The organism is Curtobacterium sp. AC268 (assembly GCF_979258745.1).
In genome coordinates this window covers 1730181-1750965 of the sequence record NZ_OZ409878.1, presented here as the reverse complement: position 1 = coordinate 1750965, position 20785 = coordinate 1730181, and the positions used below count along the sequence as shown (strand labels likewise).

The 20785-nt window shown below is 66.9% G+C and carries 11 protein-coding genes, 3 rRNA genes and 1 pseudogene; all 15 read left to right on the top strand.

What is annotated here, in order from left to right:
• Positions 1-63: 63 nt before the first annotated feature.
• The gene (locus ACZZ9K_RS08230) at positions 64-915 is read left to right on the top strand and encodes a TrmH family RNA methyltransferase (RefSeq protein ID WP_138801915.1); all 852 of its coding nucleotides are present in this window, start codon (positions 64-66) and stop codon (positions 913-915) included.
• A 96-nt stretch (positions 916-1011) separates the two neighbouring features.
• The gene (gene pheS / locus ACZZ9K_RS08225; protein WP_138801914.1) at positions 1012-2052 is read left to right on the top strand and encodes a phenylalanine--tRNA ligase subunit alpha; all 1041 of its coding nucleotides are present in this window, start codon (positions 1012-1014) and stop codon (positions 2050-2052) included.
• Positions 2052-4545: pseudogene (gene pheT, locus ACZZ9K_RS08220) on the top strand (phenylalanine--tRNA ligase subunit beta). The gene pheS and the pseudogene pheT overlap by 1 nt, the downstream one beginning before the upstream one ends.
• Before the next feature lie 77 nt (positions 4546-4622).
• A complete protein-coding gene (locus ACZZ9K_RS08215; RefSeq protein WP_071250352.1) occupies positions 4623-5720 on the top strand; it encodes an N-acetyl-gamma-glutamyl-phosphate reductase in 1098 nt (365 codons plus the stop codon).
• A complete protein-coding gene (argJ, locus tag ACZZ9K_RS08210) occupies positions 5717-6916 on the top strand; it encodes a bifunctional glutamate N-acetyltransferase/amino-acid acetyltransferase ArgJ (protein WP_027466547.1) in 1200 nt (399 codons plus the stop codon). The genes ACZZ9K_RS08215 and argJ overlap by 4 nt, the downstream gene beginning before the upstream one ends.
• Complete coding sequence (gene argB / locus ACZZ9K_RS08205; RefSeq protein ID WP_301597021.1) at positions 6916-7968, top strand: acetylglutamate kinase; 1053 nt, start codon at positions 6916-6918, stop codon at positions 7966-7968. The genes argJ and argB overlap by 1 nt, the downstream gene beginning before the upstream one ends.
• Positions 7965-9188 carry an acetylornithine transaminase gene (locus ACZZ9K_RS08200; protein WP_027466545.1) on the top strand — a complete coding sequence of 408 codons (1224 nt, stop codon included), beginning with the start codon at positions 7965-7967 and terminating at the stop codon, positions 9186-9188. Before argB ends, ACZZ9K_RS08200 begins: the two co-directional genes overlap by 4 nt.
• Positions 9185-10108 carry an ornithine carbamoyltransferase gene (argF, locus tag ACZZ9K_RS08195; RefSeq protein WP_463443803.1) on the top strand — a complete coding sequence of 308 codons (924 nt, stop codon included), beginning with the start codon at positions 9185-9187 and terminating at the stop codon, positions 10106-10108. Before ACZZ9K_RS08200 ends, argF begins: the two co-directional genes overlap by 4 nt.
• An 18-nt stretch (positions 10109-10126) precedes the next feature.
• Complete coding sequence (locus tag ACZZ9K_RS08190; protein WP_463443802.1) at positions 10127-11323, top strand: argininosuccinate synthase; 1197 nt, start codon at positions 10127-10129, stop codon at positions 11321-11323.
• 38 nt (positions 11324-11361) lie between these two features.
• The gene (gene argH / locus ACZZ9K_RS08185; RefSeq protein WP_463443801.1) at positions 11362-12798 is read left to right on the top strand and encodes an argininosuccinate lyase; all 1437 of its coding nucleotides are present in this window, start codon (positions 11362-11364) and stop codon (positions 12796-12798) included.
• Entirely contained in the window at positions 12795-13493 is a 699-nt protein-coding gene (locus ACZZ9K_RS08180) for a DNA-3-methyladenine glycosylase (protein ID WP_463443800.1), read from the top strand. The genes argH and ACZZ9K_RS08180 overlap by 4 nt, the downstream gene beginning before the upstream one ends.
• 63 nt (positions 13494-13556) lie before the next feature.
• Positions 13557-14870 (top strand): tyrosine--tRNA ligase, encoded by a 1314-nt coding sequence (gene tyrS, locus ACZZ9K_RS08175; protein ID WP_463443799.1) that lies wholly within the window; start codon positions 13557-13559, stop codon positions 14868-14870.
• A 582-nt stretch (positions 14871-15452) separates the two neighbouring features.
• Positions 15453-16974, top strand: a 16S ribosomal RNA gene (locus tag ACZZ9K_RS08170).
• 407 nt (positions 16975-17381) lie between these two features.
• Positions 17382-20509, top strand: a 23S ribosomal RNA gene (locus tag ACZZ9K_RS08165).
• A gap of 156 nt (positions 20510-20665) precedes the next feature.
• Positions 20666-20782 (top strand): 5S ribosomal RNA (gene rrf / locus ACZZ9K_RS08160).
• The 16S, 23S and 5S rRNA genes sit together here, the layout of an rRNA operon.
• Positions 20783-20785 lie beyond the last annotated feature (3 nt).

Sequence of the window (20785 nt, the reverse complement as noted above, 5' to 3'; positions counted from 1 at the left end):
AGTTCTTCTGCTCGCGAAACCCCCGCCGCACGGCGGGGGTTTCGTCGTTCCTAGACTTGGGTCGTGAGCGATCTCCTCGAGAACCCCCGTGCCGGACGCGTGAAGGCCGTTGCGGCCCTGGCCAAGAAGGACGTCCGGGCCGAGACCGGCCTGTTCCTGCTGGAAGGGCCGCAAGCGGTCCGCGAAGCGCTGGAGTACGCACCGGAGCTCCTGCGCGAGCTCTACGTGACGCCGACCGCCGCTGCCCGCTACGGGCTCGACGACGCGCCGGTGGACACCTGGTTCGTGACCGAGCAGGTGCTCGACGCGATGGCCGACACGGTCACCCCGCAGGGCGTGGTCGCGGTGTGCCAGCAGTTCCCGACGTCGGTGAAGGACGTCTTCCCGGACCGCGCTGCGGCCGCTGCCGACCGGGAGGCCCGTGATGCGTCCGACGAGCAGGCCGCGTTGCCCGGATTGGTCGCCATCCTCGAAGAGGTGCGGGACCCGGGGAACGCCGGCACGATCATCCGGGCTGCCGATGCGGCCGGCGCCGACGCCGTGGTGCTGACCGGACGCTCGGTCGACCCGTACAACCCGAAGGTCGTCCGGTCGACGACCGGGTCCCTGTTCCACGTCCCGGTGTCCGTCGGCGTGACCCTGGCAGACACGATCGCGCGGGCGAAGGCCCTCGGCTACACGGTGCTCGCGGCGGACGTCTCCGGCGACGACCTGCCGGTGGTCCGCGCCGAGGGGATGCTCGACGGACCGACCGCGTGGGTCTTCGGCAACGAGGCCCGCGGACTCACCGCCGACGACCTGGCGCTCGTCGACCGGGCCGTCAAGGTGCCGATCTACGGACAGGCGGAGTCCATGAACCTCGCCACGGCCGCGTCGGTGTGCCTGTACGAGTCGGCCTTCGCGCTCCGGAGCTGACGCTCTTCCCTCCCCAAGCCGGTCGTCGGCGCCGGTCATCCACCGTCCGCTCGGTGCAGGTGGGTGGTATCCCGACGGCCGGTAGGCTTGGGTCTCGTGTCAGAACCTCTCGAGATCAGCGAATCGGCCGTCGCCGACGCGGTGGACGCGGCCCTCGCCGCCGTCCGTGCCACGACGACGGTCGCCGAACTGAAGCAGGCCAGGGCCGAGCACACCGGTGAGCAGTCACCGTTGGCGCGGATGAACGCATCGATGCGCAGTGTGCCGCCGGAGCAGAAGGCCGCGGCGGGCAAGCTCGTCGGGCAGGCCCGAGGGCGGGTGAACTCGGCGATCGCCGAGCAGGAATCCGTCCTCGCGGTGGCCGAGGAGCGCGCACGGCTCGAGGCCGAGCGCGTCGACGTCACCGCGTTGCCGGTCCACCGCGCCACCGGCTCCCGCCACCCGCTCTCGCTGCTGAACGAAGCCGTCGCCGACATCTTCGTCGGCATGGGGTGGGAAGTGGCAGAAGGCCCAGAGCTCGAGCACGAGTGGTTCAACTTCGACGCGCTGAACTTCGACCAAGACCACCCGGCCCGGGCCATGGCGGACACGATCTTCGTCGAGCCCGTCGACCGGCACCTGGTCATGCGCACCCACACCTCACCGGTGCAGGTGCGGTCGCTGCTGTCGCGTGACCTCCCGCTGTACGTCATCGCCCCGGGGCGCGTCTACCGCGCCGACGAGCTCGACGCCACGCACCTGCCGGTCTTCACCCAGGTCGAGGGCATCGCGATCGACAAGGGTCTGACGATGGCGCACCTGCGCGGCACGCTCGAGCACTTCGCCCGGCAGATGTTCGGCGCCGAGGCGCAGATCCGGCTCCGCCCGAACTACTTCCCGTTCACCGAGCCCAGCGCCGAGATGGACGTCTGGCAGCCGAACGCCAAGGGTGGCGCGCGGTGGGTCGAGTGGGGTGGCTGCGGCATGGTGAACCCCAACGTCCTGCGTGCCGCCGGCATCGACCCGGACGAGTACCAGGGCTTCGCGTTCGGCATGGGCATCGAGCGGACACTGCAGTTCCGCAACGGCCTGAACGACATGCGTGACTTCCTCGAGGGCGACATCCGCTTCTCGCAGCAGTTCGGAACGGTGGTCTGATGCGCGTCCCACTCCGTTGGCTCGGTGAGTCCGTCGACCTCCCCGAGGACGTCACCCTCGAGCACGTCCACGCGGCGCTCGTGTCGGTCGGCTTCGAGGAAGAGGACGTCCACACCTTCGACCTGACCGGACCCATCGTGGTCGGTCGGGTCCTCGAGCGCGTCCCCGAGCCGCAGAAGAACGGCAAGACCATCAACTGGTGCCAGGTGGACGTCGGCGAAGCCGAGCCCCGCGGCATCGTCTGCGGCGCGCACAACTTCGACGTCGGCGACCTCGTCGTCGTCACGCTGCCCGGCGCGGTCCTGCCCGGGCCGTTCCCGATCGCCGCCCGCAAGACCTACGGGCACGTGTCCGACGGCATGATCGCCTCGGCTCGCGAGCTCGGGCTGGGTGACGAGCACGACGGCATCCTGCGCTTCGCCGACCTCGGCATGGACCCCACCGTCGGTGCCGACGCCATCGCGCTCCTCGGCCTCGACGACGCCGCGGTCGAGATCAACGTCACGCCGGACCGCGGCTACGTGCTCAGCATGCGCGGGGTCGCTCGTGAGTACGCGCACGCCACCGGAGCCAGCTTCCACGACCCCGTCGCGCGCGTTGTGCCGCGTGCGGCCGAGGGTTTCCGGGTGACGATCGACGACCAGGCCCCGATCCGGGATCGTGTCGGAGCGTCGACGTTCGTCACGCGTGTCGTTCGCGGGATCGACCCGGCCGCGAAGACACCGTCCTGGATGGTGTCGCGCCTGTCGCTGGCCGGGGTGCGCTCCATCTCCCTGCCCGTCGACATCACGAACTACGTCATGTTCGAGCTCGGCCAGCCGCTCCACGGCTACGACCTGCAGACCATCGTGGGCGGCCTCGGCGTGCGCCGGGCGACCGCTGGCGAGACGCTCGAGACCCTCGACGGCACCGTCCGGAAGCTCGACCCCGAAGACCTCGTCATCACCGACGACGACGGTCCCGTCGGCCTCGCCGGCGTCATGGGCGGAGCCCGCACCGAGATCTCGGCGAGCACGACCGACGTCCTGATCGAGGCCGCCGGGTTCGACCAGGTCTCCATCGCCCGCACCGCTCGTCGCCACAAGCTCCCCAGCGAGGCATCCCGTCGCTTCGAGCGTGGGGTCGACCCGCAGGTGGCCGAGGCCGCGGCGAACCGTGCTGTCGAGCTCCTCGTCGAGCTCGCCGGTGGCACCGCGGACGCTCTCGGGTCCACGCTCGTCGACACCGAGCCGCGGGCGACCGTGACGATGCGCCTCTCGCGTCCGGCCGAGCTCGTCGGCGTCGAGTACACCGATGCCGAGGTCATCGACACGCTCCGCGCGATCGGCGCCACGGTCGAGGCCGACGGCGAGCAGCTCGCGGTCACCCCGCCCACCTGGCGTCCCGACCTGACCGACGACACCACCCTCGTCGAAGAGGTCGCGCGCATCGTCGGCTACGACCGCATCCCGAGCGTGCTGCCGGTCGCTCCGCCCGGTCGGGGCCTGACCCGGCACCAGCAGGCTCGTCGTCGGGTCGCCTCGGCGCTGGCCGCGGCGGGCCTGACCGAGGTCGTCACGGCGCCGTTCGTGTCCGCGGCCACGCAGGACGCCTACCCGGGGATCGACCCGCAGGGCGGACCGAGCGTCGTGCTCGCCAACGCCCTGGACAGCGAGCAGAACCTCCTGCGCCGGAGCGGCGTTCCGGCCCTGGTCGACGCCGCCCGTCGCAACGTGTCGCGCGGGCTCGTCGACGTCGCGCTCTACGAGACGTCCCGGGTGTTCCTGCCGGTGACGGGCGTGACGCTCGGCACCGACGAGGTCCCGGCGGGCGCCGCCCGGCCCGACCGTGCGACGCTCGAGGCGCTGGACGCCTCGCTGCCCGCCCAGCCCTTCCACGTCGCCGCACTGCTCACCGGCCACCGGCTCGTCAAGCAGCCGGGCACCACGGCGGAACCGTTCGGCATCGCCGACGCGATCGACGCGGCCCGCCAGGTCGCCTGGGCCGTCGGTGTCGAACTCACCGTCGCGCAGACGACCCACCCGTCCCTGCACCCGGGCCGCGCCGCGCTCGTTGCTCGTCGACGGCACGGTCGTGGGCGTCGCCGGAGAGCTCCTGCCCGAACTGGCCGAGGCCGCCGTCCTGCCCCGTGTGGTGGCGGTCGTCGAGCTCGACCTCGACGCGCTGGTCGCCGCGGCCCCGGAACTCGTCGCGGTCGCGCCGATCGTCTCCTACCCGGCAGCCACGCAGGACCTCTCGCTCGTCGTCGACGCGGACGTGCCGGCCGGTGACGTGCTGGATGCGGTGCGCTCTGGCGCCGGAGACCTGTTGGAGTATGCTCGGCTCGTGGATGACTACCGGGGCTCCGGCGTGGACGAGGGACAGAAGTCCCTGACGTTCGCCCTGCGCTTCCGCGCCACGGACCGCACGCTGACCGCTGCCGAGGCCACCGAGGCCCGTGACGGCGCTGTCCGACGTGCCGGCGAGCGATTCGGGGCGACCCTGCGCGACTGACCCACACGGGATCAGCACCGCCCGGGGTCGCCGCCTCCGACTCTCTCGACGACCAGTCCGACCAAAGGTGGAATCCCATGTCCGTATCCGTCGCCGTGGCGGGAGCCTCCGGCTACGCGGGTGGTGAGCTCCTGCGTGTGCTCTCCGCCCACCCCGAGTTCGAGGTCAGGACGGTGACGGCGTTCTCGAACGCCGGACAGCCGCTGATCGCGACGCAGCCGCACCTCCGTTCACTGTCGCACCTGACCCTGGCGGAGACGACGGCCGAGACGCTGCGCGGGCACGACGTGGTGTTCCTGGCGCTGCCGCACGGGCAGTCGGGAGCGATCACCGCGGAACTCGGCGACGACGCGCTCGTCATCGACTGCGGTGCGGACCACCGTCTGACGGACCCGGCGGCGTGGGAGCGGTTCTACGGCGGTGACTACTTCGGCGCGTGGACCTACGGGCTGCCCGAGCTCCTGCTCGCGGCGCCCACCCCGGGTTCGGCCGATGAATGGCGCGAGGTCGACGACATCGCGTCGCAGGGCAAGCAGCGTTCCGCCCTGGTCGGCACGAAGCGCATCGCGGTGCCCGGCTGCAACGTCACCGCGGTGACGCTCGGCATCCAGCCGGGCATCCAGGCCGGCCTCGTCGAGTCCGACGACCTCGTCGCGGTGCTCAGCGTCGGCCCGAGCGGCGCCGGCAAGAAGCTCAGCACCACCTACCTGGCCTCCGAGATCATGGGGTCCGCCAGCGCGTACGCCGTCGGTGGCACGCACCGGCACGTCCCCGAGATCCAGCAGAACCTGCAGGTCGCGGGGGCCTCCGACGTGACGATCTCGTTCACGCCGGTCCTGGTCCCGATGTCGCGGGGGATCCTGGCGACCACCACCGCGAAGCTCTCGCCCGGCGTCAGCGCACGCGACGTCCGCCTCGCCTGGGAACAGGCGTACGCCGACGAGCCCTTCGTCCACCTGCTGCCCGAGGGCGAGTTCCCCCGAGTCGCGGACACGATCGGTGCGAACACCGCGCTCGTCGGCATCGCCGTCGACGAGGCCGCCGGCCGTGTCGTCGCGGTGACCGCGCTCGACAACCTCGCCAAGGGCACGGCGGGCGCCGCCGTCCAGTCGGCGAACATCGCCCTCGGTCTCCCCGAGACCACGGGCCTCAGCGTGGACGGAGTCGCACCGTGACCGACGCAGGCACGACCACCCAGACCGAGCCGGGCCTCCAGGGCGTCACCGCGGCAGCGGGCTTCCGCGCCGCCGGCGTCACCGCCGGTCTCAAGACGAGCGGCAAGCCGGACGTGGCCCTCGTCGTCAACGACGGCCCCGACGCGGCCGTGGCCGCGGTCTTCACCAGCAACCGGGCCCAGGCACACCCCGTCATCTGGTCCCGCCAGGTCGTCGGGGACGGCGTCGCGCGTGCCGTCGTCCTGAACTCCGGCGGCGCGAACTGCTTCACCGGCCCGTTCGGCTTCCAGACCACGCACCTGACGGCCGAAGCCGTGGGCGACGCCCTCGGGATCGGAGCCGGCGACGTCGTCGTCTGCTCCACCGGGCTCATCGGTGTGGGCGACCAGACCTTCCGCGACAACGTGCTCCGTGGCGTCGACCTGGCGAGTGCGGCACTGAGCGACGACGGCGGTCCGGATGCGGCCACCGCGATCATGACGACGGACACGAAGGCCAAGCAGTCCGTCGTGACCGAGGACGGCTGGACCGTCGGCGGCATGGCCAAGGGTGCGGGGATGCTCGCCCCGGGCCTCGCGACGATGCTCGTCGTCATCACGACGGACGCCGTGCAGACCCCGGACCAGCTCGACCAGGCGCTCCGCGCCGCCACCCGCATCACGTTCGACCGGGTCGACTCCGACGGCTGCATGTCCACGAACGACACCGTCGTCCTGCTGTCGTCGGGTGCGAGCGGCGTGACGCCCGAGGTCGGTGACTTCCAGGAGGCCCTGACCGCGGTCTGTGCCGACCTGGCCCGCCAGCTGCAGCAGGACGCCGAGGGCGCGAGCCACGACATCGCGATCGAGGTCGTGCACGCCGCGACCGAGGACGACGCCGTGACCGTCGGTCGGAGCGTCGCCCGGAACAACCTGTTCAAGGCTGCGGTCTTCGGCAACGACCCGAACTGGGGCCGGGTGCTCGCAGCGATCGGCACCACCGACGCCGAGTTCGACCCGTACGCGGTGGACGTCAGCATGAACGGCGTCCGGGTCTGCCACGCGGGCGCACCCGACGAGCCGAGCGACTCCGTCGACCTGACCCCGCGTGACACCCACGTGCGCATCGACCTCGGTGTCGGCACGCACTCGGCCACGATCCTGACCAACGACCTCACGCACGACTACGTGCACGAGAACAGCGCGTACTCCAGCTGATGGCGGCCGACACGAACGGGGCCGGCACGCCCCTCACGAAGGAAGAAGAACACGAGTTCGCCGCGGTCAAGGCGGCGACGCTCATCGAGTCGCTGCCATGGCTCAAGCGCTTCTCGGGCAAGGTCGTCGTGGTCAAGTTCGGCGGCAACGCCATGGTGAACGAGGACCTGAAGCGCGCCTTCGCCGAGGACATGGTCTACCTGCGCTACGCCGGCCTGCACCCGGTCGTCGTGCACGGTGGGGGTCCGCAGATCTCCGCCGCCCTCAAGGAACAGGGCATCGAGTCCGAGTTCCGCGGCGGCTACCGCGTCACGACGACCGAGGCGATCACGGTCGTCCGCGACGTCCTGGCCGGCGAGGTCAACCGCGAGATCGTCGACTTGGTGAACGAACACGGCGAGGGCCTGGCCGTCGGCGTGTTCGGCGACGGCGGCTCGCTGTTCACCGGCGAGAAGAAGGGCGTCGTCGTCGACGGGCAGGAGTACGACCTCGGTCATGTCGGGGACATCACCCACGTCGACCCGTCCGGCGTGCTCGCCGCGATCGAGGCCGGCAGGATCCCGGTCGTCTCGAGCATCGCGATCGACGACGCACACCCCGACCAGGCACTCAACGTGAACGCGGACGCCGCGGCGGGTGCCCTGGCGATCGCGCTCCGGGCATCGAAGCTCATGATGCTCACCGACGTCCCCGGCCTGTACCGCAACTGGCCCGACCGTGACTCGATCGTCGACCTCATCGCGGTCGACGAGCTCCGCGAGCTCCTGCCGAGCCTCGAGTCGGGGATGATCCCCAAGATGACCGCGTGCCTCGACGCCGTGGTCGGCGGGGTCGGCGGTGCGACGATCATCGACGGCCGGATCCCGCACTCGATCCTGCTCGAGGTCTTCACCCTGCGGGGTGCGGGCACCGAGGTGATCCCGGACCCGAGCCGACGAACCGAGAACCAGATGACCCACGCCGAGATCGGCCGTCGCGTGGCGTCGCCGTCGATCGACAGCAGTACCGGCCAGCACGTGGCGGGTACGAACGAGAAGGGACACCAGCAGTGAGCACCGAGACGCAGACCGAGACCTGGAACGACCGGTTCGGGGCGTCGCTCATGCGATCCCTGACCCCGCCGAAGATCATGCTCGAGCGCGGCCAGGGCTGCCGCGTCTGGGACGTCGAGGGCAACGAGTACCTCGACTTCCTCGCCGGCATCGCGGTGAACTCGCTCGGCCACGCGCACCCCGCCCTGGTGGAGGCGATCGCCGACCAGGCCGCGAAGCTCGTGCACGTGTCGAACTACTTCGCCACCCCGCCGCAGCTCGAACTCGCCGAGCGCCTCAAGCGCATCACCGGCGCGGGCGACGCGGGCCGCGTGTACTTCGGCAACTCCGGCGCCGAGGCGAACGAGGCCGCGTTCAAGCTGGCCCGCCTCAACAAGGGTGCGGACGGCACCAAGACCCGGATCCTCGCGCTCAAGCAGGGCTTCCACGGCCGCACCATGGGCGCGCTCGCGCTCACCGGCAAGCCCGCGCTGCAGCAGGACTTCCTGCCGATGATCCCGGGTGTCGAGCACATCGACACCTCGATCGAGGCCCTCGAAGCGTCGATCGACGACTCCGTCGCCGCCCTGATCCTCGAACCCATCAAGGGCGAGGCCGGCGTGGTCGACCTGCCGGAGGGCTTCCTGCTGGCGGCACGCCGACTGACCGCGGAGCACGGCGCACTGCTGATCCTCGACGAGATCCAGACGGGCGTCGGCCGGACCGGCAACTGGTTCGCGTTCCAGGGCCACGGTGTGACGCCGGACGCCATCACCGTCGCCAAGGGCATCGCCGGTGGCTTCCCCATCGGCGCCCTCGTCACGTTCGGCTGGGCCTCCGACCTGTTCTCGGCCGGGCAGCACGGTTCGACCTTCGGCGGCAACCCGCTCGGCACCCGAGTCGCCAACGCGGTGCTCGAGGAGATCGAGCGCGCCGACCTCGTCGCCGGCGCAGTGGTCAAGGGTGAGCGGATCCGTGACGGCATCCGCGCCATCGGCTCCCCGCTGGTGGAAGAGGTCCGTGGCACCGGCCTGCTCATCGGCGTCGGTCTGACCGGTCCGATCGGTCCGGCCGTCAACGCAGCCGCCCTCGAGCGTGGCCTCATCATCAACGCCCCCAACGAGTCGAGCCTGCGCATCGCGCCGCCGCTCATCGTGTCCGACGCCGAGATCGACGAGTTCCTGTCGATCCTCGCCCAGAGCCTCGCGGCCGTCGCCGCAGCGCAGGAGCCCACAGCATGACCCGCCACTTCCTCCGCGACGACGACCTGAGCCAGGCCGAGCAGTCCGCGATCCTCGACATCGCCGACCGCATGAAGGCCGACCGCTGGGCGGAGAAGCCGCTGGCCGGTCCGCAGAGCGTCGCGGTGATCTTCGACAAGTCGTCGACCCGTACCCGGGTGTCCTTCCACGTCGGCATCTCCGACCTCGGCGGCAGCCCGCTGATCATCTCGACGGCGAACAGCCAGCTCGGCGGCAAGGAGACCCCGTCGGACACCGCCCGCGTGCTCGAGCGCATGGTGTCGGCGATCGTGTGGCGCACCTACGGCCAGGCCGGGCTCGAGGAGATGGCCGCCGGCACGACGGTCCCCGTCGTCAACGCGCTGTCCGACGACTTCCACCCCTGCCAGCTCCTCGCCGACCTGCTCACCATCCGTGAGCACCGCGGCGCCCTCGCCGGGCAGACCGTGGCGTTCATCGGCGACGGCGCGAGCAACATGGCGCAGTCGTACCTGCTCGCCGGGGCGACGGCGGGCATGCACGTCCGCGTCGCCGCCCCCGCCGAGTTCTCCCCGTCGGCACAGGTCGTCACCGACGCCGAGGCACGCGCCGCCGTGACGGGTGGCTCCGTCCTCGTGGTGACCGACCCGGTGGCCGCGGTCGCGGGTGCCGACGTGGTCGTCACCGACACCTGGGTGTCGATGGGCAAGGAGTCCGAGAAGCAGTCGCGTCTCGACACCTTCGCGGGGTACCGCGTCGACGACGCGCTCATGGCGCACGCCGCCGACGACGCCGTCTTCATGCACTGCCTGCCGGCCGACCGTGGGTTCGAAGTGACCGCCGACGTCATCGACGGCCCGCGCAGCATCATCTGGGACGAGGCGGAGAACCGTCTGCACGCCCAGAAGGCGCTGCTGGCCTGGCTGCTCGCCAACGACTAGCCGACGGACCGATCACCAGTGGCTGACCGCGTCGTCCTCGCGTACTCCGGCGGTCTCGACACCTCCGTCGGGATCGGCTGGCTGCGCGACGCCACCGGCAAGGACGTCGTCGCACTCGTGGTCGACGTCGGCCAGGGCGGCGAGGACCTCGAGGCGGTCCGGCAGCGTGCGCTCGACTGCGGCGCCGTGGAGTCACTCGTCGTCGACGCCAAGGACGAGTTCGCCGACGAGTACATCGTGCCGGCGCTCCGGGCCAACGCGCTCTACCAGAAGCGGTACCCGCTCGTCTCGGCACTGAGCCGCCCGCTCATCGCGAAGCACCTCGCGCTGACGGCGAAGCAGCTCGGTGCCGACAGCGTCGCGCACGGCGCCACCGGCAAGGGCAACGACCAGGTCCGCTTCGAGGCAGCCGTCGCGGCGATCGCACCGGACCTGCGGACCGTCGCCCCGGTGCGGGACCTCGCCCTGACCCGCGACCGCGCCATCGCGTACGCGCAGGAGCACCGGCTGCCGATCCAGCACTCGGAGCGGGAGCCGTGGTCGGTCGACCAGAACGTGTGGGGCCGAGCCGTCGAGACCGGGCTCCTCGAAGACCCGTGGAACGCCCCCGCCGCCGACCTCTACGCGACCACGCAAGACCCGGCGTTCCCGCAGCAGGCCGACGAGGTCACGATCACCTTCGACCGTGGTGTCCCGGTCGCCCTCGACGGGCAGCGGTTCAGCGTGCTGCGCATGGTGCAGGAGCTCAACGCGGTCGCCGGCAAGCACGGCGTCGGGCGGATCGACGTCGTCGAGGACCGGGTGGTCGGCATCAAGTCGCGCGAGGTCTACGAGGCGCCGGCCGCGATCGCGCTCATCGCCGCGCACGAGGAGCTCGAGAGCCTCACCCTCGAGCGTGACGTCGCCCGGTTCAAACGCGGCGTCGAGTCCGAGTGGGCCGACCTGGTCTACGACGGCCTGTGGTTCGGCGGACTCAAGCGCAGCCTCGACGCCTTCGTCGAGCACACCCAGCAGCACGTCTCCGGCGACGTCCGGTTGCGGCTGCAGGGTGGGCGTGCCACCGTGACGGGCCGTCGGTCCGAGCAGAGCCTCTACGACTTCGACCTGGCGACGTCGGACACCGGCGACGCGTTCGACCACTCAGTGTCCAGGGGGTTCATCGAGCTCTGGTCACTGCCCAGCAAGATCTCCGCCCGCCGCGACGCGGCGAACTGACCGACAGCCGCACCACAGACGAAACGACGCAGGACGACATGACCGACGAGAAGACCGACGCCACCAACACCGGTGCCCTCTGGGGCGGCCGCTTCGCCGACGGCCCGAGTGCGGCCCTCGCCGCGCTCTCGAAGTCGACGCACTTCGACTGGCAGCTCGCGCCCTACGACATCGCGGGGTCCCGTGCCCACGCCCGAGCGCTGCACACCGCGGGCTACTTGACCGCCGACGAGCTCGAACGCATGCTCGCCGGCCTCGACCGGCTCGAAGCGGCGCACGTCGACGGCACACTGCAGCCCGACGACTCCGACGAGGACGTCCACGGCGCCCTCGAACGCCTGCTCATCGCCGACCTCGGTCCCGAGCTCGGCGGCAAGCTCCGTGCCGGCCGCAGCCGCAACGACCAGATCGCCACCCTCGGCCGCATGCACATGCTCGACCACGGGCGGCGCATCGGCCGACTCGTCATCGACCTCGTCGACGCGATCACCCAGCAGGCGACCGAGCACCCGGCCGCGATCATGCCGGGGCGCACGCACCTGCAGCACGCACAGCCGGTGCTCCTGGCCCACCACCTGCTCGCGCACGCCTGGCCGCTCGTCCGCGACCTCGAGCGCCTCCGCGACTGGGCCGGCCGCGCGAGCGTCAGCCCGTACGGTGCCGGTGCGCTGGCGGGCAGTTCCCTCGGCCTCGACCCCGCCGCGATCGCCGCGGAGCTCGGCTTCGACCGTCCGGCGGACAACTCGATCGACGCCACGGCAGCCCGTGACGTCGTCGCCGAGTTCGCGTTCGTCCTCGCACAGATCGGCATCGACGTCTCGCGCCTGTCGGAAGAGGTCATCCTCTGGAACACGAAGGAGTTCGGCTTCGTCCGGCTCCACGACGCGTTCTCGACCGGCTCGAGCATCATGCCGCAGAAGAAGAACCCGGACATCGCCGAGCTCGCCCGGGGCAAGTCGGGGCGCCTGATCGGCAACCTGACCGGGCTCCTCGCGACCCTCAAGGGACTGCCACTGGCGTACAACCGCGACCTGCAGGAGGACAAGGAGCCGGTCTTCGACTCCGTCGCCACGCTCGAGGTCCTGTTGCCGGCGTTCACCGGCATGATCGCGACCCTGACCTTCGACACCGACCGGATGGCCGAGCTCGCGCCCCAGGGCTTCTCGCTCGCGACGGACGTCGCCGAGTGGTTGGTCCGGCAGGGCGTCCCGTTCCGGGATGCGCACGAGGTCTCCGGCGCGCTCGTCCGGTACTGCGAGGAGCGCGACATCGAGCTCGACGAGCCCACCGACGACGAGTACCGGTCGGTGTCCGAGCACCTCACGCCCGACGTCCGTTCCGTCCTGACCATCGAGGGCAGCGTCGCATCGCGCTCCGGCGTCGGCGGCACCGCACCCGACCGGGTCGCCGAGCAGCTCGCGTCCGTCACCCGCCGCGTCCGCGACCTGGCCGAGGGCGCACCCTTCTCGCGATGACCCGGGGGATCGCCGCGCTGCTCGCCGAGCCCGCCCCGATCATCGCGCCGGCCCTGCTCGGTGCGACGGTCGCGGGGCGCGGCGTCGCGCTCCGCATCACCGAGGTCGAGGCCTACTCCGGTCCCACCGATCCCGGGTCACACGGTCACCGGGGGATGACGGATCGCAACCGCCACCTCTTCGGTCCGCCCGGCACGCTGTACGCCTACCGCTCGTACGGAATCCACACCTGCGTCAACGTCGTGAGCGGGCCGGCCGGCACCTCGTCGGGCTCCCTGCTGCGCGGCGCGCAGGTCGTCGAGGGCGTGGACGTCGCACGAGCGCGTCGCGGGTCGAGGGTCGCGGACGTCGCGTTGGCACGCGGGCCCGGCAACCTCGGTGGTGCGCTCGGAGCGGTCCTCGGGCAGGACGACGGCACGTCGCTCCTCGACGGATCCGGTCCGTTCGTGCTCACCCTGGCACCCGGCCTGGAGGCCCGGCTCGCCTCCGCCGGACCGGCCGACGTGGTCGACGAGCTCCTGTCCGAGACCCTGGCAGGTCCGCACTCGGGCGCTGCGGTCCCGCGGATCTCCCGCGGCCCGCGCACCGGCGTCGGCGGCATCGCCGGTGGGGTGCGGTACCCCTGGCGCTTCTGGCTGACGGGTGACCCCACGGTCTCGACGTACCGACGGCACAAGGGCGCCGTCGACTCGTGAACCCGGCCACGGGCCTCCCGGCTGCCGCGCCTGCCGGACGTCCGTCGCCGCTACGATGGCGGGGTGTCCAGTGATACCGCTCAAGACGTCCTGACGCGCCAGCAGAACGACCCCGCCTTCGACTCGGTGTGGGACGAACTGCAGTGGCGCGGTCTGGTGCAGGTCTCGACCGACGAGACCGCGCTGCAAGAGGCCCTCGACGGTGAGCCGATCACGTACTACTGCGGCTTCGACCCGACGGCGCCGTCGCTGCACTGCGGCAACCTGCTGCAACTCCTGACCATGCGACGGCTGCAGCTCGCCGGCCACAAGCCGCTCGCGTTGGTGGGTGGGTCGACTGGTCTCATCGGCGATCCCCGTCCCACGGCAGAGCGCACGCTGAACACGCCGGAGACCGTGGCGGAGTGGGTGTCCCGGCTGCAGGCACAGGTTTCGCGGTTCCTCAGTCCGGACGGCGACAACGGCGTCCGCCTGGTGAACAACCTCGACTGGACCGCACCGTTGTCCGCGATCGACTTCCTGCGTGACGTCGGCAAGTACTTCCGCGTCAACTCGATGCTCAAGAAGGACGCGGTGGCCGCGCGGCTGAACTCCGATGCGGGGATCAGCTACACCGAGTTCAGCTACCAGATCCTGCAGGGGCTCGACTACCGCGAGCTCTGGCGCCAGTACGGGTGCACGCTGCAGACCGGCGGCTCGGACCAGTGGGGCAACCTGACCTCCGGTACGGAGCTCATCCGTCGTGCCGAAGGTGCCACGGTGCACGCCCTCGGGACCCCGCTCATCACGAACTCCGACGGCACGAAGTTCGGCAAGAGCGAGGGCAACGCGATCTGGCTCGATGCCGAGATGACCTCGCCCTACGCGCTGTACCAGTTCTGGCTCAACACGGCGGACGCCGACGTGATCGCCCGACTGCGGCAGTTCACGTTCCTGACGCGCACCGAGATCGAACGACTCGAGCAGGCCGTCGCCGACGAACCCTTCCGACGAGAAGCCCAGCGGACCCTGGCGTTCGAGGTGACCTCGATCGTGCACGGGGTGGCGGCGACCCAGGCGGCGATCGATGCCGCGGCCGCGCTGTTCGGCAACGGCGAGCTCGGTGCGCTCGACCCGGAGACCCTGCGGTCGGCGATCGCCGCGCTGCCGGGCACGGTCACGCTCGACTCCGGAGCGGACGTCGCGCGCGCACTCGTGGAGACCGAACTCGTGAAGTCCCTCGGCGAGGCCCGCCGCGCGATCGACCAAGGCGGCGTCTACGTGAACAACGTCAGGGCCGAAGACCCGGCCGCCCCGCTGTCCGACCTCGCCCTGCCCGGGGGAGTGCTCGTACTGCGTCGTGGCAAGAAGACCCTCGCCGGTGTGACGCTCGCCTGACCCCGGTTGCTCGACCCCCCTGCGATGCCCGGTTCCCCTGTGGAACCGGGCATCGCTGCGTCCGGGCGACGCGTGTTGCACAACGCGACACGCCCGGGATGGGAGCTGGCTTGGCGCACTCGCTCAGGGCTGCGTATAGTTCTTACTCGTCACCCCAAAGGTGCGGCGGAGCGGCTGGAGCGAAAGCCCAGAGCACGTCGGCCCTCAAGCGGGACCATCCTCCACTGAAGTTCAGATCGGGCCTTGCGCCGGATCGCTTCGACGCCTAGGATGACAAGCCCACCGGTTCTCTCCCCTCGGGATGAGCCACTGGACCTCCGGGTCCGACGAACCACCGGTGGCAAGCCAAGAACACAAGCCTTGTGGCTGAAGCTCGAACTCGAGCCGAGGAGCAAGTGCGTCTGGTCCTTGAGAACTCAACAGCGTGCACATTGTCAATGCCAATTTATTGATTGACCTCGTGCCTGGTCGGCTTGCTGACTGGGTCATGAAGCAATTCCTTTTGGATTGAAGATTGTCAGTAGACAGTCAACAGTCAGAATCAACTCGGTCTGATGCCTTCGGGTGTTGGGTCTGTATTTTTTTACGGAGAGTTTGATCCTGGCTCAGGACGAACGCTGGCGGCGTGCTTAACACATGCAAGTCGAACGATGATGCCCAGCTTGCTGGGTGGATTAGTGGCGAACGGGTGAGTAACACGTGAGTAACCTGCCCCTGACTCTGGGATAAGCGTTGGAAACGACGTCTAATACTGGATATGATCACTGGCCGCATGGTCTGGTGGTGGAAAGATTTTTTGGTTGGGGATGGACTCGCGGCCTATCAGCTTGTTGGTGAGGTAATGGCTCACCAAGGCGACGACGGGTAGCCGGCCTGAGAGGGTGACCGGCCACACTGGGACTGAGACACGGCCCAGACTCCTACGGGAGGCAGCAGTGGGGAATATTGCACAATGGGCGAAAGCCTGATGCAGCAACGCCGCGTGAGGGATGACGGCCTTCGGGTTGTAAACCTCTTTTAGTAGGGAAGAAGCGAAAGTGACGGTACCTGCAGAAAAAGCACCGGCTAACTACGTGCCAGCAGCCGCGGTAATACGTAGGGTGCAAGCGTTGTCCGGAATTATTGGGCGTAAAGAGCTCGTAGGCGGTTTGTCGCGTCTGCTGTGAAATCCCGAGGCTCAACCTCGGGCTTGCAGTGGGTACGGGCAGACTAGAGTGCGGTAGGGGAGATTGGAATTCCTGGTGTAGCGGTGGAATGCGCAGATATCAGGAGGAACACCGATGGCGAAGGCAGATCTCTGGGCCGTAACTGACGCTGAGGAGCGAAAGCATGGGGAGCGAACAGGATTAGATACCCTGGTAGTCCATGCCGTAAACGTTGGGCGCTAGATGTAGGGACCTTTCCACGGTTTCTGTGTCGTAGCTAACGCATTAAGCGCCCCGCCTGGGGAGTACGGCCGCAAGGCTAAAACTCAAAGGAATTGACGGGGGCCCGCACAAGCGGCGGAGCATGCGGATTAATTCGATGCAACGCGAAGAACCTTACCAAGGCTTGACATACACCGGAAACGGCCAGAGATGGTCGCCCCCTTGTGGTCGGTGTACAGGTGGTGCATGGTTGTCGTCAGCTCGTGTCGTGAGATGTTGGGTTAAGTCCCGCAACGAGCGCAACCCTCGTTCTATGTTGCCAGCGGGTTATGCCGGGGACTCATAGGAGACTGCCGGGGTCAACTCGGAGGAAGGTGGGGATGACGTCAAATCATCATGCCCCTTATGTCTTGGGCTTCACGCATGCTACAATGGCCGGTACAAAGGGCTGCGATACCGTAAGGTGGAGCGAATCCCAAAAAGCCGGTCTCAGTTCGGATTGAGGTCTGCAACTCGACCTCATGAAGTCGGAGTCGCTAGTAATCGCAGATCAGCAACGCTGCGGTGAATACGTTCCCGGGCCTTGTACACACCGCCCGTCAAGTCATGAAAGTCGGTAACACCCGAAGCCGGTGGCCTAACCCTTGTGGAAGGAGCCGTCGAAGGTGGGATCGGTGATTAGGACTAAGTCGTAACAAGGTAGCCGTACCGGAAGGTGCGGCTGGATCACCTCCTTTCTAAGGAGCATCTGGCATCGCTTGCGGTGTCCAGGCGCCTGATTCGGACCGAACGTGTCCGACGGGTAGCTCATGGGTGGAACATTGACAGTGCAGTTGGGAGTGATGCTTCCGACCTCAGTACGCTCTGCTTGCAGGGTTGGGACGGGTCGGGGGTGGAGTGACTGGCTGGTGCACGTTGTTGGGTCCTGAGGGACCAGGCTTCCTGTCGTCACGTGAGTGGTGGTGGGGGTTGGGCCTACGGGTCCTTCGTCGGGCCAGGGTGAACCTACCGTTGTGGTGGGGGAGTGCTGGTGCCGATCGTATGTTGAGAACTACACAGTGGACGCGAGCATCTTTGATTCGCGTCATCCATGATCAGCCTTCGGGTTGGTGTGGTGACGTTGGATCGCAATTTTAATCTTTGTGGTCAAGTTTCTAAGAGCAAACGGTGGATGCCTTGGCATCTGGAGCCGATGAAGGACGTAGAAATCTGCGATAAGCCTCGGGGAGCTGATAATCGAGCCTCGATCCGAGGATTTCCGAATGGGGAAACCCCGCCAGGCGTTTTGCGACCTGGTGACTCCCGCCTGAATATATAGGGCGGGTAGAGGGAACGTGGGGAAGTGAAACATCTCAGTACCCACAGGAAGAGAAAACAACATGTGATTCCGTGAGTAGTGGCGAGCGAAAGCGGATGAGGCTAAACCGATCATGTGTGATAGCCGGCGGGCGTTGCATGGTCGGGGTTGTGGGACACGTCACTCAGTTCTGCCGGACTGGGACGGTTACAGCGCATCATAGTCGAACCGGTTTGAAAGCCGGGCCGTAGTGGGTGCCAGCCCCGTAGACGAAATGGTGTTATGGCCGGATGTGTATCCCAAGTAGCACGGGGCCCGAGAAATCCCGTGTGAATCTGTCAGGACCACCTGATAAGCCTAAATACTCCCAGATGACCGATAGCGGACAAGTACCGTGAGGGAAAGGTGAAAAGTACCCCGGGAGGGGAGTGAAATAGTACCTGAAACCGTTTGCTTACAAACCGTCGGAGCCTCCTTAGTAGGGGTGACGGCGTGCCTTTTGAAGAATGAGCCTGCGAGTTAGTGATATGTGGCGAGGTTAACCCGTGAGGGGCAGCCGTAGCGAAAGCGAGTCTGAATAGGGCGTTTGAGTCGCATGTTCTAGACCCGAAGCGAAGTGATCTATCCATGGCCAGGTTGAAGCGACGGTAAGACGTCGTGGAGGACCGAACCCACTTCAGTTGAAAATGGAGGGGATGAGCTGTGGATAGGGGTGAAAGGCCAATCAAACTTCGTGATAGCTGGTTCTCTCCGAAATGCATTTAGGTGCAGCGTTGCGTGTTTCTCGCCGGAGGTAGAGCTACTGGATGGCCGATGGGCCTCAACAGGTTACTGACGTCAGCCAAACTCCGAATGCCGGTGAGTGAGAGCGCAGCAGTGAGACGGTGGGGGATAAGCTTCATCGTCGAGAGGGAAACAACCCAGACTACCAACTAAGGTCCCTAAGCGTGTGCTAAGTGGGAAAGGATGTGGAGTTGCACAGACAACCAGGAGGTTGGCTTAGAAGCAGCCACCCTTGAAAGAGTGCGTAATAGCTCACTGGTCAAGTGATTCCGCGCCGACAATGTAACGGGGCTCAAGCACACCACCGAAGTTGTAGATTTCGCACTATAGACAAGCCTTCGTGGTTCAGTCGTGCGGAGTGGTAGGAGAGCGTCGTGTGGCGAGTGAAGCGGCGGAGTGATCCAGCCGTGGACGCTACACGAGTGAGAATGCAGGCATGAGTAGCGAAAGACGGGTGAGAAACCCGTCCTCCGAAAGACCAAGGGTTCCAGGGCCAGGTTAATCCGCCCTGGGTAAGTCGGGACCTAAGGCGAGGCCGACAGGCGTAGTCGATGGACAACGGGTTGATATTCCCGTACCGGCGAACAACCGCCCAAGCTAATCCAGTGGTGCTAAGAGTCCTAACCCGGTACAACCGGATCCCTTCGGGGTGATGGTGGCCGGTCTAACGCTCGACCCCATGCTGGTGCGGTTAGCGTATGAACAGGTGTGACGCAGGAAGGTAGCTGAGCCAGGCGATGGTATCCGTAAGGTGAACCTGGTGTAAGGATGTAGGGCTGACGATAGGCAAATCCGTCGTCTGTGTGCCTGAGATCCGACGCGTACCCGTAAGGGGAAATCAGTGATCCTATGCTGCCGAGAAAAGCATCGACGCGAGGTTGCAGCCGCCCGTACCCGAAACCGACTCAGGTGGTCAGGTAGAGAATACCAAGGAGATCGAGAGAATCGTGGTTAAGGAACTCGGCAAAATGCCCCCGTAACTTCGGGAGAAGGGGGGCCGGACACGTGACCGGATTTACTCCGTGAGCGTTGAAGGCCGCAGAGACCAGTGGGAAGCGACTGTTTACTAAAAACACAGGTCCGTGCGAAGTCGCAAGACGATGTATACGGACTGACGCCTGCCCGGTGCTGGAAGGTTAAGAGGAAGGGTTAGCCTTTGGGCGAAGCTCTGAATTTAAGCCCCAGTAAACGGCGGTGGTAACTATAACCATCCTAAGGTAGCGAAATTCCTTGTCGGGTAAGTTCCGACCTGCACGAATGGCGTAACGACTTCCCAGCTGTCTCAACCGCGAACTCGGCGAAATTGCACTACGAGTAAAGATGCTCGTTACGCGCAGCAGGACGGAAAGACCCCGTGACCTTTACTACAGTTTGGTATTGGTGTTCGGAGTGGCTTGTGTAGGATAGGTGGGAGACTGTGAAGCGGGCACGCTAGTGTTCGTGGAGTCATTGTTGAAATACCACTCTGGTCACTTTGGATGTCTAACGTAGGACCCTGATCGGGTTCATGGACAGTGCCTGATGGGTAGTTTAACTGGGGCGGTTGCCTCCCAAAGAGTAACGGAGGCGCCCAAAGGTTCCCTCAACCTGGTTGGCAATCAGGTGGCGAGTGTAAGTGCACAAGGGAGCTTGACTGTGAGACTGACAGGTCGAGCAGGGACGAAAGTCGGGACTAGTGATCCGGCAGTGGCTTGTGGAAGCGCTGTCGCTCAACGGATAAAAGGTACCTCGGGGATAACAGGCTGATCTTGCCCAAGAGTCCATATCGACGGCATGGTTTGGCACCTCGATGTCGGCTCGTCGCATCCTGGGGCTGGAGTAGGTCCCAAGGGTTGGGCTGTTCGCCCATTAAAGCGGTACGCGAGCTGGGTTTAGAACGTCGTGAGACAGTTCGGTCCCTATCCGCTGCGCGCGTTGGAAATTTGAGAAGATCTATCCCTAGTACGAGAGGACCGGGATGGACGAACCTCTGGTGTGTCAGTTGTTCTGCCAAGGGCACCGCTGATTAGCTACGTTCGGACCGGATAACCGCTGAAAGCATCTAAGCGGGAAGCCGTCTTCGAGATGAGATTTCCATGCACCTTGAGTGTGAGAGGCTCCCAGCAGACTACTGGGTTGATAGGCCGGATGTGGAAGCGGGGACTAACGACCCGTGGAGCTGACCGGTACTAATAAGCCGAAGACTTGATAACACACTGATTTCCGTGCACTTGTTGCACGGGCTCGCGTCCACTTTGTGGTTCCCGACAGACGATCGGGAATCGAAACTGAATACACCGCTCTGCCCTCTTCACCGGGGGCAGCAGTCGGGACAGCTTTGAGACCAAGTATGATCTGGTCGAGAGTGTTCCGGTGGTCATAGCGAGAGGGAAACGCCCGGTCACATTCCGAACCCGGAAGCTAAGCCTCTCAGCGCCGATGGTACTGCAAGGGGGACCTTGTGGGAGAGTAGGACGCCGCCGGACTTA